Here is a 15383-nt window from a genome sequence, read left to right as displayed (position 1 = left end):
GTTTGGTAAAATACCGCCGCACTTGGGAACGGATGGGCTCCGGTGGGCTCCGCGGTCCTCAAAACCGTTGCGAGGCGTGCAAAACGTCTTGGATGTGTTCGATTCACATACGTTCCCGCCATACGCTACCAGCGCTTTTGTGCTCGCGGTCTTGCTGCGTGCCGCAAAGGCGCTGTTTTGTTTTTGCACGAGCTTTTCGTAGCGCCGATATTTCGGCGGCTGTGTTTAGCTTCGTGCACCGGGTTTCGAGCATGCCGATGGGGGTGGTTTGCCGTATGACTACCGTAAGACGAGCCGATCTTTCTTGTGTCGTCCAGGCGGGCGGGTTGTCATCGCGCATGGGTTGCGACAAGGCACGGATGTTGTTTTGCGGCGAGCCGCTCATCGAACGCGTGCTGGGCCGGCTGGCGCCAGTTGCCGGCGAGTTGGTCGTGACGACTTCGCGCCCCAGCGAGCTTACCTATCTTGAGGAGCGCGCGTTTGGCGGCCTGGTGCCGCGTGTGGTGGCGGACCTTGAAGGGTCGGCGGGTGCCATGCGTGGCATCGCGAGCTCGCTGGCTGCCGCTCGGTTGCCCCTCGCGGCGATCGTCGCCTGCGATATGCCGTTCGTCTCACCAGAACTGATCGGCGCGCTTTCGGATCGGGTCAAGGAAGGCCCGCTCGATGTGTGCGTCCCGCGCGAGGAGCGGGGGATTGAGCCGCTTTGCGCTGTCTGGCGCCGTGACGCGTGTGCGCCGGTTGCCCGTGAGTTGCTCGACCAGGACCGCCAACGCATCCGCTGTTTGATTGACCGGGTCCATGCCGGCTATCTGGATGAGCCCCAGATTGTCGAGGTCGCAGGCTCGACGCTCTGCTTCGAAAACGTCAATACGCCCGAGGAGTTTGCGGCGGCCGAGTTACTCGCCTAGACGATTGGAGTTGCCATGTCTCACGATATTTGCCCCGACACGGGAGAGCCTTGCACTTGCGATGGTTCCGAGCCCTGTACCTGCGGCTGCGGCGGCTGTGGACATACTGCGGAAGAGGAAGCGGCCGCCGCGGCGTATCGTGAGGCGCACCGCGAAGGCCCGTCCGGTGATGCCCTCGACCACGAACGCAAGATTATCGTGTCGTTCGACAGCACCTTCGATGTGATGGAATGCGAGCAGCTGTGTCTTGCCGCCGGTGTGCCCGGGCGCATCATGCCGCTGCCCGGCTCCATCACCGCCGGCTGCGGACTGTGCTGGGCCATGCCGTTCTCGGGCGATGCCCTCGCCGCCTTCCGCGCCGCCACCGAGGGCTGCATAACCCCCGCCGACTACCATCAGCTCGTCCTCTAACCACCAAAACCACCACAAAGGTGCCTGTCCCCAATGTGGTGGTTTGGAACACGTGGACGAAACAGCTTCGAAACACGCGATTTGTACGTCGGGTGTTCAAAAACGCTTCTACCTGCATCGTAATCAAAACGAAACATCTGCTCGTCGGCTTATGCGAAACTTTGCTGCAACAGTGCGATATTATCCATACTCGATAAAGTTCGCGGCGCATAGGGTGCCGCGACCAACATTTTTCGTTTCCCATCATTGGAGGAAGCATGAGCTACACGCAGAAAGTTCTCGAAGAGCTCAAGGCCCGCTATCCCGAGCAGCCTGAGTTCATCCAGGCCGCGACCGAGATCCTCGGCACCATCCAGCCGGCGCTCGACGCCCACCCCGAGTACGAGGAGGCCGCCCTGCTGGAGCGCCTCGTCGAGCCCGAGCGCATCGTCATGTTCCGTGTTCCCTGGGTCGACGACCAGGGCAAGGTTCAGGTCAACCGCGGTTACCGTGTCGAGTTCAACTCTGCCATTGGACCCTACAAGGGCGGCCTGCGCTTTAACCCGACGGTCACCCTGGGTATGCTCAAGTTCCTGGGTCTGGAGCAGATCCTCAAGAACAGCCTGACCACCCTTCCCATGGGCGGCGGCAAGGGCGGCTCCGACTTTGACCCCAAGGGCAAGTCCAACAACGAGATCATGCACTTCTGCCAGTCCTTCATGACCGAGCTCTATCGCCACATCGGCCCCAACACCGACGTTCCCGCCGGCGACCTGGGCGTTGGCGGCCGCGAGGTTGCCTACCTGTTCGGTCAGTACAAGCGCCTGACCAACGAGTGGACCGGCGTCCTTACCGGCAAGGGCCTCTCCTTTGGCGGCTCGCTTGCCCGTACCGAGGCCACCGGCTACGGCCTGGCCTACTTTGTGGACGAGTACCTCAAGAGCCGCGGCGACTCCTTCGAGGGCAAGAACGTCGTCGTTCACGGCTCCGGTAACGTCGCCATCTACGCCGTCCAGAAGGTCTCCCAGCTCGGCGGCAAGGTGCTGGCCTGCTCCGATACTCACGGCTGGGTCGAGGATCCCGACGGCATCGACTACACCGTGCTCGAGCACGTCTACAACAAGAAGCGCTCCGGCCACGACAAGGGCGTTACGCTCGCTATGTACGTTGACGAGAAGCCCAACGCCGTGTGGCACGAGGGCGACGGCCGTGGCGTTTGGCAGCTGCCCTGCGACATCGCGCTGCCCTGCGCTCGCGAGAACACGCTGCTGCTCGAGGACGCCCAGGCGCTCGTCGCCAACGGCTGCAAGGTGGTCGGCGAGGGCGCGAACATGCCCACGACCATCGAGGCCACGACCTGCTTCCAGGAGAACGGCGTCGCCTTTATGCCCGGTAAGGCTGCCAACGCCGGCGGCGTGCTCGTGTCCGGCCTGGAGATGAGCCAGAACGCCGAGCACCTGTCCTGGACCTTCGAGGAGGTCGACGGCAAGCTCGAGCAGCTCATGCGCGGCATGTTCCACAACGTGGACGACACCGCCAAGGAGTATGGCCAGGAGGGCAACTTCGTTATGGGCGCCAACATCGCCGGCTTCCTGAAGGTCGCCGACGCCATGCTCGCCCAGGGCGTCTGCTAAATCTTCGCTCGACATAGCATGTGATAAGGCTCCCAGCTATCCGGCTGGGAGCCTTTTTTGATCCGCATGCGACGGAGGAAAATGGATCATTTCCCTCGGCCCTCTGCCGACCGCCCCTTAAGTTGCGGTGAAATACGGACTGTTGGGCGCCCTAAGCCCGACAAATAGTCCGTATTTCACCGCAAGTTATGGATGGGAGGGAGGTTTTTGTGCTGTGGAAGGTCGCGGCCCCTCGTTTGGTACACTTAAAAGTACTGGACAAGTGGAGAGATGGGGGAGAACGTGCTCAAGTTCGGTACCTACGTCCGTGTTGGAAGCGCGGCCGAAGCCTATGAGCTCTTACAGAAGAACCGCAACAATAAGATTGTGGGCGGCGGCATCTGGATGCGCCTGGGTTCGCGTCGCCTGGCGACGGCGATTGACCTTTCGGCCTGTGGACTCGATCAGATCGAGGAGACCGAGACCGAGTTTCGCATCGGCACCATGTGCACCCTGCGCCAGCTCGAGCGCCATGCCGAGCTCAACGCGCTTGTCAACCATGTCTTTGAGTTCGCCGTCCACGATATCGTGGGCGTGCAGCTGCGTAACACCGCCACGGTGGGCGGCAGCATTTACGGTCGCTTTGGTTTCTCGGACGTGCTCTCGGCATTTTTGGCCCTCGATTGCTATGTCGAGCTGACGGGGGCCGGCCGTGTGCCGCTCGCCGAGTTCGTGGACATGGGCTATGTGCGCGACGTGATCGAGCACGTGGTGGTCGTTAAGCACGATTACCGCGCAAGCTATGAGGCCGTGCGCAAGGCCGCGACCGACTTCCCCTCCTTAAACGTCACCGCCGCCTGGTGGGACAACAGCTGGCATGTCACCGTGGGTGCTCGCCCGCTGCGCGCGACCCTGCTGCAGGGCGAGGCATGTGGCCTTACCGGCGAGCAGCCTTCCGAGGACGAGCTTCGCGCCCTGGCCGCGTCCGTACGCGCGCTGAGCTATGGCACCAATATGTGGGGCTCGGCCGACTACCGCCGCCGCATCTCGGCGCCGCTTGCGATTCAGGCCGTGCGCCGCGCCGCCGGCATCGAGCTTTCGGCCGCGCTTGCCCGCGAGCTCGAGACCGTGCAGATCCCCAAGTTTGCCACGGACGAGTATTCCTGCCGCCGCGTGCCCGGCGTCGATTCTAGCGAGGTGCGCTAATGGCTGCCAAACTCATCGATCTTTCCTTTACGCTCAATGGCCGCAAGGTCAAGGTTCAGATTGCCCCCGATACCATGCTCTTTGCGCTGCTGCGCGAGCAGGGTTGCGCATCGGTGCGCTGTGCCTGCGAAACCACCAACTGCGGCCTGTGCACGGTGTGGCTCGATGGCGACCCGGTGCTGAGCTGCTCGGTTCCCGCCGCGCGCGTCGAGGGCCGCTCCATCACCACGCTCGAGGGCCTCAAGGCCGAGTCTGAGGCGCTCGCCCGTGCGATGGCTGCCGAAGGCGCCGAGCAGTGCGGTTTTTGTGCCCCCGGCCTCATCATGAACGTGCTGGCGCTTGCCCGCGCCGCCAAGGAGGACCCGAGCCTCGTCGCCACGCGCGAGGAGCTCTCGCGCCAGCTCGCCGGCAATCTCTGCCGTTGCAGCGGCTACGAGAGCCAGCTGCGCGCCATCGTGCGCTTCCTCAACGAGTCCGGCGTACAGGTTGGCTTTGAGTTGCCCGAGCTGCCGGTCAACGACACCAGCTGCGACGGTGTCTCTTACAAGCAGATCACTCACAAGCAGCCCAAGAAGGACTCGAAGGCCCTGCTCGAGGGCCGTCCCGTCTACACGGGCGACCTGGTGCCCGCCGGCGCGCTCATTGTCAAACTCAAGCGCAGCCCCTATGCCCGCGCCAAGATCCGCTCCATCGATACGTCGCGCGCCCTGAAGGTGCCCGGCGTCGTGGGCGTCTACACGTACGAGGACGTGCCCAAGCGCCGTTTTACCATCGCCGGCCAGAGCTATCCGCAGCCGAGTCCCTACGACCGCCTGATTCTCGAGAACCTCGTCCGTTACCAAAACGAGGAGGTGGCGATCGTCGCCGCCGAGACCGAGGAGGCCGCCGATAAGGCGCTCAAGCTCATCAAGGTCGACTATGAGGTGCTCGAGCCCCTGCTCGACTTTACCCAGGCGCTCGATAACGACATCGTGGTCCACCCCGAGGGCGACGTGACCTTTATGTTCCCACAGGGCGGCGACGTTGCTCGCAACCTGGTGTGCAGCGGTACCAGCGATTTTGGCGACTTGGATGAGGCCTTCGCCCAGAGCGACATCGTCTTTGAGCGCACCTACACCAGCCAGGCCACGCAGACCGCGCCCATGGAAACCTTCCGCGCCTTCGCGACGACCGACGCGTTTGGACGTATCTCGGTGACCACCTCTACGCAGGTGCCCTTCCACGTGCGCCGCATGGTCGCGCAGTCGCTCGACATTCCGCAGTCGCAGGTGCAGGTCATTAAGCCGCGCATCGGCGGCGGCTTTGGCTCCAAGCAGACGGGTTGCTGCGAGATCTTCGTAGCGTTCGTGACCCAGCAGACTGGCCGTCCGAGCTATTGCTGTTACACCCGCGAGGAGACCATCACTGCGGGCAACTCGCGTCACCAGATGCAGATGACCGTTAAGCTGGGCGCCATGAACGACGGCACCATCACGGCCATCGATCTGCACACGCTGTCCAACGCCGGCGCGTACGGCGAGCACGCCACCACGACGATCGGCCTGTCGGGCCACAAGAGCTTGCCCATCTATAACCATGTGAAGGCGAGCCGCTTTAGCTGGGACGCCGTCTACACCAATACCAACCGCGGCGGCGCGTATCGCGGCTACGGTGCCACCCAGGGCCAGTTTGCCGTGGAGAGCGCCGTCAACGAGCTCGCCGACATGCTGCACATGGATCCCGCCGACCTGCGCCTTAAAAACATTGTGCGCGAGGGCGAAGTCATGCCGCAGTACTACAACGAGAAGCTCAACGCCTGCGCGCTCGACCGCTGCCTGCTGCGCGCGATGGACATGATCGGTTGGCGCGACAAGCCGCTGGCCGTGGACCTGGGCGACCGCGTGCGAGCCCTGGGTTGCGCGCTCACCATGCAGGGCTCGGGCATCTCCAACGTGGATATCGCCGGCATCGACATGCGCCTGGAAGAGGACGGCTTCATTACCATCGGCACCGGCGCCACCGATAACGGCATGGGCGTCGACACGATCCTGGCGCAGATTGCCGCCGAGGAGCTGGGTGTGGAGAGCTCGCTCATCGTGGTGCGCGGCGTGGACACCGATGTGTCGCCGTTCGACGCCGGCTCGTACGCGAGCTCGGGTACGTACGTGACGGGCCTGGCCGCCAAGAACGCCGCGACCGAGCTGCGCGAGAAGATTTGCGCCAAGGCAGCCCAGATGTGGGATGTGGACGCCGCCGACGTGGTCTTTGATGGCCAGTACGTGCGACTGTCCGACGAGCGCGCCGCGCGCGAGCAGAACCGCTACCTCACGCTGCGCGACTTTGCCAACCTGTGCGTCAAGAACATCGCGGGCGGCGACGCGCTCACCTCGCATGCCTCTGCCTGCCTGCCCGTTTCGCCTCCGCCGTTTATGGCCGGCATTGCCGAGGTCGAGGTCGACAAGGCCACCGGTAAGGTGACTGTTGTGGACTACGTGGCGGCTGTGGACTGCGGCACCGTGATCAACGAGGCGCTCGCACGCGTCCAGGCCGAGGGCGGCATTGCCCAGGGTATCGGCCACGCGCTCTACGAGATTGTCGAGCATGATGATCGCGGCCGCCTGCGCACCGGCAACTTTATGAGCTACAAGCTGCCCACGCGCCTGGATATCGGCAGCATTCGCGTGGCCTTTGAGCCGAGCTACGAGCCGACGGGCCCGTTTGGCGCCAAGTCGATCGGCGAGGTCGTCATCAACACGCCGCTCGCCGCCGTTGCCTCGGCCGTCGCACACGCCACCGGCCACCAGGTGCGCTCGCTGCCGATCACGCCCGAGAAGGCCCTGCTGGGGGAGTAGCGGGGCAGCGAACAAGTCGTAATGGGCGGGGCGGGGCAACTCGCCCCGCCTTTTGCACTCGTGGTGAGGTCGTGAGCCTGTAAAAGGTGTGCGTGCGCTTGCCGTTCGTATCTGCTATCATTCCTAGTCTGTGCGCTCATGCGGGCGTGGCGGAATTGGTAGACGCGCCAGATTTAGGTTCTGGTGGGATTCCCGTGAAGGTTCGAGTCCTTTCGCCCGCACCAACGCATCTGCGTCGGCCCTGGCCGTCGCGACACTTTGTTGCATAAAGGTACCAGCACCTCAGTTAAGCTGGGCAGTATGAGGAGGAACGTGTTGAACATCACCGCTTCTGACGTCAAGGACGCCAAGCTCACCGCTACGGTCACCATCCCGGCCGCCGACGTCGACGCCGCGATCAAGAAGGCCTACAAGGACACCGCCAAGAAGTACCGCTTCCCGGGCTTCCGTGCCGGCAAGGCTCCCCGTCCGGTCATCGACTCCGCACTTGGCGCCGAGGCCACCCTCGCTCAGGCCACCAACGACCTGATCGCCGCCAACGAGCCCGCCGTCCTCAACGAGCTGGACATCGTCCCCACCAAGAACGGTGACTACAAGGAGCTCGACCTCGCTAAGGATCACGAGGACTACACCTACACCGTCGAGTTCTCCCTGCGTCCCGCCGCTGAGCTCTCCTCCTTCGACGCTGTCGAGATCGAGATGCCCCCTGCGGAGGTCACCGAGTCCGAGATCAACAACCAGGTCGAGATGCTTCTCAACTACCGTGCCACCTTCGAGGACGTCGAGGGTCGCGCCGTCGAGGCCGAGGACTACGTCACCGTCGACCTCAAGGCCGTCGAGAACGCCGATAACTTCGCCGCCGAGGGCCGTATGCTCATCGCCGGTAGCGACAGCAACCCCGCCGAGTTCAACGAGGCTCTGATCGGCGCCAACGTTGACGACGTCAAGTCCGTCACCTGGACCGACGAGGCCGAGGAGGGCGAGGAGGCCGAGACCCACACCGTCGAGGTCACCGTCAAGGGCATCAAGGTCCGCAACACCCCCGAGCTCACCGACGAGCTCGTCAAGTCCGACTTCGGCTTCGACAGCATCGACGCTATGCGCGACGCCATCAAGATTGAGATCGAGCAGGACAAGGCTTCCCGCCTCCCGGCCGAGAAGGAGAACCGTTGCGTCTCCGCTCTCGCTGAGCGCCTGCAGCTCGACGAGATGGATGCCGACTACGAGCAGTCCGTCTTTGAGGAGCTTGGCCAGAACTTCCTGTCCAACCTCGCTGCCCGCGGCATGACGCTGGACACCTGGCTGCCCGCTTCCGGCCTGACCATGGAGCAGTTCATCGGCGACCTGCACAAGCAGGCCAACGACGTTGCCCGTGAGTCCCTGGCTCTGGACGCCCTCGCCCGCGAGCTCAAGATTGAGGTCACCGAGGACGACATCAACGCCGAGTTCGAGAAGGCCGGCGTCAAGGACGTCGAGGCTTCCAAGGCTGAGTTCATCGCCGATGGCCGCATGCCTGCCGTCCGCGAGTCCATCCGTCGCTCCAAGGCCGTCGACCACCTGGTCGAGAACGCCAAGGTGACCGAGGTCGACGAGACCGCCAAGGACGCCGAGTAATTCTCGCCACCTTGCCCACGAGCGCATGCATGCGCCCGTGATGGGGTAAAGTTATAAGCCGGTTATCCGGTTGCTTCGTACGGTGCCAGCCAATGCATAGCATGCGGGCACCGTACGTTTATCTAGAACCAATTTGGTCCGTAAGAGAAATGGAGATGCGTATGATCGCTAAGTTCGATTCCGCCCTCGTGCCATACGTTATCGAGCAGACGCCGCGCGGCGAGCGCAGCTACGATATCTATTCGCGCCTGCTCAACGACCGCATCATCTTCTTGGGCGAGGAGATCAACTCCGTCAGCGCCAATCTGGTCGTTGCCCAGCTGCTGCATCTTGAGAGCCAGGATGCCGAGAAAGATATCTCGCTCTACATCAATTCGCCCGGTGGCGAGGTTTACTCTGGCCTGGCGATTCTTGACACCATGAACTTTATCAAGCCGCAGGTCTCCACCATTTGTGTTGGTATGGCCGCGTCTATGGCTGCCGTGCTGCTTTCGGCTGGCGCCAAGGGCAAGCGCTTCTGCCTGCCGCACTCCAAGGTCATGATTCACCAGCCCAGCGGCGGTGCTCAAGGTCAGCAGACCGAGATCGAGATCGTGGCCGAGGAGATCAAGAAGACCCGCCGCGAGCTCAACCAGATCCTGTCCGATGCCTCGGGCCAGCCCATCGAGAAGGTCCAGGCCGATACCGAGCGCGACAACTACCTGACCGCTGCCGAGGCCCTCGACTACGGCCTGATCGACCGTATCGTCACCTCGCGCGATCTCGCCGCGAAGGACGCCTAGGATGGCAGGAAACATGCAGGACAACTTTGACGAGAATGGCAACCCCATCCGCTGCTCCTTCTGCGGAAAAGAGCAGGGGCAGGTCCGTCGCCTCGTAAAGGGTCCGACCAACATCTTTATCTGTGACGAGTGCGTCGCCGCCTGCTCCGAGATTCTTGAGGAGTCGCTGGCTTCGGACTTTATGGACGCTGCCCGCAACGGCAAGCTGCCGGGCTTCCTCAACGACCACGGCCAGGCTGCCGGTCAGCCCGCCGTGGACCCCGAGGCCGAGGGCTTTGAGCTCGAGGACGACCGCCAGGTCATTACGCACGTGCCGACGCCGCACGAGATCTATGACGAGCTTTCGGCTTATGTCATGGGCCAGGAAGACGCCAAGCGCGCCATGTCGGTTGCCGTGTACAACCACTACCGTCGCGTGATCGAGGGCGGCGCTGCGCTTTCGGCCTTTGACGACGGTTTGGACTCGAAGTTCGACGACGATATGGACGAGGTAGAGCTCGCCAAGTCCAACATCCTGCTGCTCGGTCCCACCGGTACCGGCAAGACGCTGCTGGCCCAGACGCTCGCGCGCATCCTCGAGGTGCCGTTTGCCATCGCCGATGCCACCGCGCTCACCGAGGCTGGTTACGTGGGCGAGGACGTGGAGAACATCCTGCTCAAGCTCATCAATGCTGCCGATGGCGACATTGAGCGCGCTCAGGTGGGCATTATCTACGTGGACGAGATTGACAAGATTGCCCGCAAGGCCGAGAACCTCTCCATTACCCGCGATGTCTCGGGCGAGGGTGTGCAGCAGGCGCTGCTTAAGATTCTTGAGGGCACGGTGGCCAGCGTTCCGCCTACCGGTGGCCGCAAGCATCCCCAGCAGGAGCTGCTGCAGATCGATACGACTAACATCCTGTTTATCTGCGGCGGTGCCTTTGTGGGTCTGGACAAGATCATCGCCGACCGCGTGGGCAACAAGGGCGTGGGCTTTAACTCCGAGATCGCCGGCCCCACCTCGGTCGACGAGAACGACCTGCTGCGTCAGGTGCTCCCGCAGGACCTCAACGCCTTTGGCATGATCCCCGAGTTCGTGGGCCGTACGCCCGTTGTCACCCAGACGCAGGCGCTCGACGAGGACGACCTGGTGTCGATTCTGACCGAGCCCAAGAACGCCGTGGTGCGTCAGTACCGCAAGATGTTCCAGCTCGAGGACGTTGAGCTTGAGTTTGAGGACGCGGCCCTGCACGAGATCGCCCGCATGGCGCTCGCCCGCAAGACCGGCGCCCGCGGCCTGCGCTCCATCTGCGAGGACGTGCTGCAGCAGACGATGTTCGACCTCCCCAGCGAGGAAGGCGTTACCAAGGTCGTCGTAACCGAAGCGGCGGTTAAGGGCGAAGAACAGCCCCAACGCATCTACGGGTAAACCTGCCAAAAACGTGCTTGCAAATAGCCTCCGACCATCTGTCGTCGGAGGCTATTTTATATATACGCAATAACCCCAACTACCTGTGTTATTCTGTGTGTTTGTTTAAGCCAAAGCGAAGTCAATTCAGACTGAAGTAATCGATACCTAAGGCGTGTCCGCCTGCTTGGTTTTCGTAGATTCCGCACGAGCCGAAGAGCACTAAATGTGCTCTTCGTGCGAGCCAGGACTTGACCGAGCGAAAACCAAGCAGGCGGACACGCCGACGGGCAAGGGAGAGATATATGGAAGAGATGCCCAAGAACTACGATCCGTCGACCAATGAGCCGGCGATCCTGCAGAAGTGGCTTGACGGCGGCTACTACAAGCGCCGTGAGGGCGTGGGCGACTGCACCGTCACCATTCCGCCTCCCAACGTGACCGGCAAGCTCCACATGGGTCACGCCACCGACGACTCCATCCAGGACGCCATCATCCGTATGGCTCGCATGCGCGGCAAGTCCACGCGCTGGGTGCTCGGTACCGATCACGCCGGTATCGCCACGCAGACTAAGGTCGACAAGAAACTCAAGAGTGAGGGCATCAGCCGCCTGGAGATTGGTCGCGATAAGTTTGTCGACGCCTGCTGGGACTGGACCCACGAGTACGGTGGCATCATCGTCGAGCAGATCAAGCGCATGGGCTGCTCCGTCGACTTCGACAACGAGCGCTTCACCATGGACGAGGATTACGCCCAGGCTGTGCGTAAGGTCTTCTGCGACTGGTATCACGACGGTCTGATCTACCGCGGCAAGCGCATCGTCAACTGGTGCCCCAACTGCACCACCGCTATCTCGGATGACGAGGCCGAGTATAAGGACGAGAAGGGCCACCTGTGGCACCTGCGCTACCCACTGACCGAGCCCGTCAACGGCCAGGATTACATCGTCGTCGCCACCACGCGCCCCGAGACCATGCTCGGTGACACGGGCGTTGCCGTCTCCCCGAAGGACCCCGAGAAGGCTGCCTTCGTGGGCAAGACCGTCAAGCTCCCCATCGTCGACCGCGAGATCCCCATCTTTGAGGATTGGCACGTCGACGCCAACTTTGGCTCCGGCTTTGTCAAGGTCACCCCGGCCCACGACCCCAACGACTACGCCATGGGTCAGGCCCACGACCTGCCGCAGATCAATATCTTCGACGAGCACGCGGTGGTCGTCGAGGGCTACGGCGAGTTTACCGGCATGAACCGTGACGAGTGCCGCGAGGCCGTCATCAAGTGGTTTGAGGAGCACGGCCTGCTCGACCACGTTGAAGAGCTCGACCACTCCGTCATGCACTGCTACCGTTGCGACTCCGCCCTGGAGCCGTGGCTGTCCGAGCAGTGGTTCGTGGCCGTCGACAAGCTCAAAGGGCCGGCGCTCGACGCCGTCAACTCCGGCAAGGTCACCTTCCACCCCGCGCGCTGGACGCAGACCTACACCACCTGGATGGAGAACCTCAAGGACTGGTGCATCTCACGCCAGCTGTGGTGGGGCCACCGCATCCCCGTGTTCTACTGCGAGGATTGCGGCTGGGAGGACGCCCTTACCGAGGACACCGACGTGTGCCCCAAGTGCGGCGGCCATCACATCCATCAGGACGAGAACGTGCTGGACACCTGGTTTAGCTCGCAGCTGTGGACCTTCGCCACGCAGGGCTGGCCGCAAAAGCCGGAGCTGCTCGAGGGACATCACCCCACGACGGCGCTGGTTACCGCGCGCGACATCATCGCGCTGTGGGTCGCCCGTATGGTCATGAGCTCGCTGTACTTCCTGGACGAGGTTCCGTTTAAGGACGTCGTCATTTACCCGACGATCCTGGCCAAGGACGGCAGCCGCATGTCTAAGTCCAAGGGCAACGGCGTTGACCCCATGGACCTCATTGGCATGTACGGCGCCGACGCCATGCGTTACAACCTGCTCACGCTGTGCACCAACAACCAGGATGTTAAGTTCGACGCAAACATCGACAAGAAGACCAAGAAGCTCATCGACAGCCCGCGTACCGACCAGGCCAAGTCGTTTGTGACCAAGATCTGGAACGCCAGCCGCTTTTTGCTTATGAACATGGAGGGCTATACGCCCGGCGAGCCCGTCGTGGAGACGCCGGCCGACGCCTGGATGTTCAGCCGCCTGGCCAAGGCCGTGAAGATGGTCACCGAGGGCATCGAGAACTACACCTTTGGCGACATGGCCCGCGGCGTGCAGCAGTTCTTCTGGAACGAGGTCTGCGACTGGTACGTCGAGGTCACCAAGGCCCGTCTGAAGGGCGAGGGCCGTCTGCAGGCGCAGCGCAACCTGATCTTTGTGCTCGACACCTCCATTCGCCTGATGCACCCGCTTATGCCGTTTGTCACCGAGGAGATTTGGGACAACATGCCGGCGAGCGTGCTCGACCTGGACGCCGAGGGCAACGTTGACCGCGCCGAGGCGCTCATGATCGCCAAGTGGCCGGAGCCCGCCGACTACGCCAAGTACGTCGACGAGGACGCCGAGCGCGCGTTTGAGCTGTGCCGTACCGTCGTGTCTGCCGCCCGCGCTACCCGTTCGCGTTATCGCTTGAGCCCCAAGGCCGAGCTCGACGTGGTCGTGCGCGCCGGTGCCGAGGACATCGAGAAGCTCGAGAGCCTGCGTTCGACCATCGAGCCTCTGGCAAACACTGCCTCGCTGGTTATGGGTACCGATGTTGAGAAGCCGGCCGCGAGCATTGCCGTGGTCGATAGCGGCGTCGAGGTCTTTGTGGTGCTCGAGGGCAAGGTTGACCTTTCGGCCGAGAAGGCGCGCCTGGAGAAGGAGATCGCCGCGGCCCAGAAGGAGCTCGCCGGCTGCGAGAAGACGCTGGCCAACGAGGGCTTTGTGGCCAAGGCCGCGCCCGCGGTGGTCCAGAAGAAGAGGGACCGTGCAGCTGAGCTCAAGGAGATCCTGGCGGCGCTGACTGCTCAGGTTGCTGACTTCTCGTAAGCGTTACTGGGGGACGCGGTTTGGGGCATTGCTCGCTACTGCGGACACCTATTCCGCCGTTCTAACGAACGGCGGCTGACTCGACGCTGCAAACGCCTCTGATGGCCAATCTGCCGTTCAACTTCGGGCGCATGGGCATAAGCCCTATGCGCCCTTGTTTCACGGCACCTTGGCTCATCAGAGGCGTTTTCGCTGACTATCCTCAACCTATACTGTTTTATTTTTCTATGAATGGCGGTTCTAAAAATGCCTAAGCGTTCCGGCTTGTATACCGTTCCTTTTGAGTTTGATTTGCTTTCGTTTGGTGAGGCTGTGGGGCTTGCTGCTGATACGGGGCGGATTTCTGGGGATGCTGGTCCTCTGCTTGAGACGGTTGTCGATATGCTCGATGAGCTGGGACGTCCCGACGAATATTTCGATTGCATTCAGGTTGCCGGTACCAATGGCAAGACTTCGACGACGCGTTTTTCGGCTGCCATTCTTCGCGGTGAGGGGGTCAAGACCGCGCTGTATACGTCGCCGCAGCTTGTGCGCTATCCCGAGCGCATGGAGGTCGATGGGCGCGTTGTGAGCGATGAGGCGTTTGCCCGTGGCGTTTCGGCGGCTGTTGAGGCGGGACATCGCGTGAATGCGCGCCGTGTGGCGGCGGGGGAGCGTGCCTATACCATCACGCCGTTTGACCTGCTGACGGCTGCCGCGCTGGTCGTGTTTGCCGAGGCCGCGGTGGACGTTGCCGTGCTCGAGGTTGGCATGGGCGGCCGTTGGGACGCCACGAGTGCGACCGATCCCGTTGCCGTTGCCATTACGGGCATCGGGCTCGATCACACACGCATTTTGGGCGATACGCTCGAGGCCATTGCGGGGGAGAAGGCTGCGGTTATTAAGCCTGGACGCCTGGTTGTTTTGGGCGAGGGTACGCACGAGGCGAGCGTTCAGCGCGTGATGGATGCACGTTGTCGCGAGTGCGGCATAGTGCCGCTGGTGGTGAACCATGCCACGACCAAGGTGCCGGCACATGTGGGCGACACGGTTGAGTTTAGCTGCACCACGCCGCGTGCGATCTATACTTCTAGCATGGTCAAGCCGGCGTATCAGCCGCAGAATGCCGCGTGCGCGATTATGCTGTGCGAGGGGTATCTGGGTCGCGAGCTCGATCATGACAAGCTCGATGCGTCGCTTATGGGCTGCCCCACGCCGGGTCGCTTTGATGTGCTGGGAACCGATCCGCTCAAGCTGATTGACGCCTGCCATAACCCTCAGAGCTGCGAGAACTTTGTGAGCGCGCTGGACGAGATCGATCCGTGCGTGGAGAACCGCCCCACGTTGCTGTGCGCCGCGCTGGCCGATAAGGACGTGGCGGGTATCGTTGACGTTCTGGTTCCGGCGTTCCCCCGCGTGGTCGTGACCCAGACCGAGTCCGATCGCGCCCTGCCGGCGGAGGAGCTCGCTGCCCTCGTTGATGCCGATAAGATCGCGGGCGTATACCCAAGCGTGTCCGAGGCCCTCGCTGCCTTCGATGCCGCAGGCGAGCCCTTCGTAGCAGCCGGCACCATCACCCTAGCCGGCGAAGTAGCCGGCCTGCTCCGCTAACCCATCCTAAATTAGCTACCCAGTGCCCCGAGTTGACCTGCTCGCCACGAAATGGGCCTA

General features: G+C 62.6%; 10 protein-coding genes and 2 tRNA genes. All 12 read left to right on the top strand.

Annotated features, from left to right (window positions below):
* The first annotated feature begins 24 nt into the window (after positions 1-24).
* The 12 genes from AAAV21_RS00780 (at position 25) to AAAV21_RS00725 (ending at position 15323) form a co-directional block, all read left to right on the top strand.
* A tRNA-Sec gene (locus AAAV21_RS00780) sits at positions 25-121 on the top strand.
* Between the two features lie 154 nt (positions 122-275).
* Entirely contained in the window at positions 276-908 is a 633-nt protein-coding gene (locus AAAV21_RS00775; RefSeq protein WP_349106723.1) for a molybdenum cofactor guanylyltransferase, read from the top strand.
* A 15-nt stretch (positions 909-923) separates the two neighbouring features.
* Positions 924-1319: a DUF3343 domain-containing protein gene (locus AAAV21_RS00770; protein ID WP_349106722.1), complete on the top strand. Its 396-nt coding sequence runs from the start codon at positions 924-926 to the stop codon at positions 1317-1319.
* A 257-nt stretch (positions 1320-1576) separates the two neighbouring features.
* Entirely contained in the window at positions 1577-2932 is a 1356-nt protein-coding gene (gene gdhA, locus AAAV21_RS00765) for an NADP-specific glutamate dehydrogenase (RefSeq protein WP_349106720.1), read from the top strand.
* Positions 2933-3214: 282 nt separating this feature from the next.
* Complete coding sequence (locus AAAV21_RS00760) at positions 3215-4117, top strand: FAD binding domain-containing protein (RefSeq protein WP_349106717.1); 903 nt, start codon at positions 3215-3217, stop codon at positions 4115-4117.
* Positions 4117-6948, top strand: coding sequence for a molybdopterin cofactor-binding domain-containing protein (locus AAAV21_RS00755; protein WP_349106714.1), 2832 nt, complete (start codon positions 4117-4119; stop codon positions 6946-6948). Before AAAV21_RS00760 ends, AAAV21_RS00755 begins: the two co-directional genes overlap by 1 nt.
* Positions 6949-7088: 140 nt before the next feature.
* Positions 7089-7172: transfer RNA gene (locus AAAV21_RS00750), tRNA-Leu, on the top strand.
* A gap of 88 nt (positions 7173-7260) precedes the next feature.
* Positions 7261-8562 (top strand): trigger factor, encoded by a 1302-nt coding sequence (tig, locus tag AAAV21_RS00745; RefSeq protein WP_233502799.1) that lies wholly within the window; start codon positions 7261-7263, stop codon positions 8560-8562.
* A gap of 161 nt (positions 8563-8723) precedes the next feature.
* Positions 8724-9344, top strand: a complete 621-nt coding sequence (locus AAAV21_RS00740) for an ATP-dependent Clp protease proteolytic subunit (protein ID WP_022095182.1) — start codon at positions 8724-8726, stop codon at positions 9342-9344.
* Between the two features lies 1 nt (position 9345).
* On the top strand, positions 9346-10752 hold the full coding sequence (clpX, locus tag AAAV21_RS00735; RefSeq protein WP_349106711.1) for an ATP-dependent Clp protease ATP-binding subunit ClpX: 1407 nt from the start codon (positions 9346-9348) through the stop codon (positions 10750-10752).
* 284 nt (positions 10753-11036) lie between these two features.
* Positions 11037-13733 (top strand): valine--tRNA ligase, encoded by a 2697-nt coding sequence (locus tag AAAV21_RS00730; RefSeq protein ID WP_349106709.1) that lies wholly within the window; start codon positions 11037-11039, stop codon positions 13731-13733.
* Positions 13734-13979: 246 nt separating this feature from the next.
* Positions 13980-15323 carry a Mur ligase family protein gene (locus tag AAAV21_RS00725; RefSeq protein WP_349106706.1) on the top strand — a complete coding sequence of 448 codons (1344 nt, stop codon included), beginning with the start codon at positions 13980-13982 and terminating at the stop codon, positions 15321-15323.
* Positions 15324-15383: the final 60 nt, after the last annotated feature.

The organism is Collinsella sp. CLA-AA-H302 (genome assembly GCF_040093305.1).
In the GTDB taxonomy this organism is placed as follows: domain Bacteria; phylum Actinomycetota; class Coriobacteriia; order Coriobacteriales; family Coriobacteriaceae; genus Collinsella.
This window is presented reverse-complemented; position numbering and strand designations above follow the sequence as displayed.

What these genes read in the sequence shown, in the direction of transcription:
- AAAV21_RS00740 (WP_022095182.1), top strand. Translation starts at nt 8,724, where the DNA reads ATGATCGCTAAGTTCGATTCCGCCCTCGTGCCATACGTTATCGAGCAG.
- gdhA (WP_349106720.1), top strand. Translation starts at nt 1,577, where the DNA reads ATGAGCTACACGCAGAAAGTTCTCGAAGAGCTCAAGGCCCGCTATCCC.
- AAAV21_RS00775 (WP_349106723.1), top strand. Translation starts at nt 276, where the DNA reads ATGACTACCGTAAGACGAGCCGATCTTTCTTGTGTCGTCCAGGCGGGC.
- AAAV21_RS00755 (WP_349106714.1), top strand. Translation starts at nt 4,117, where the DNA reads ATGGCTGCCAAACTCATCGATCTTTCCTTTACGCTCAATGGCCGCAAG.
- AAAV21_RS00730 (WP_349106709.1), top strand. Translation starts at nt 11,037, where the DNA reads ATGGAAGAGATGCCCAAGAACTACGATCCGTCGACCAATGAGCCGGCG.
- clpX (WP_349106711.1), top strand. Translation starts at nt 9,346, where the DNA reads ATGGCAGGAAACATGCAGGACAACTTTGACGAGAATGGCAACCCCATC.
- AAAV21_RS00725 (WP_349106706.1), top strand. Translation starts at nt 13,980, where the DNA reads ATGCCTAAGCGTTCCGGCTTGTATACCGTTCCTTTTGAGTTTGATTTG.
- AAAV21_RS00770 (WP_349106722.1), top strand. Translation starts at nt 924, where the DNA reads ATGTCTCACGATATTTGCCCCGACACGGGAGAGCCTTGCACTTGCGAT.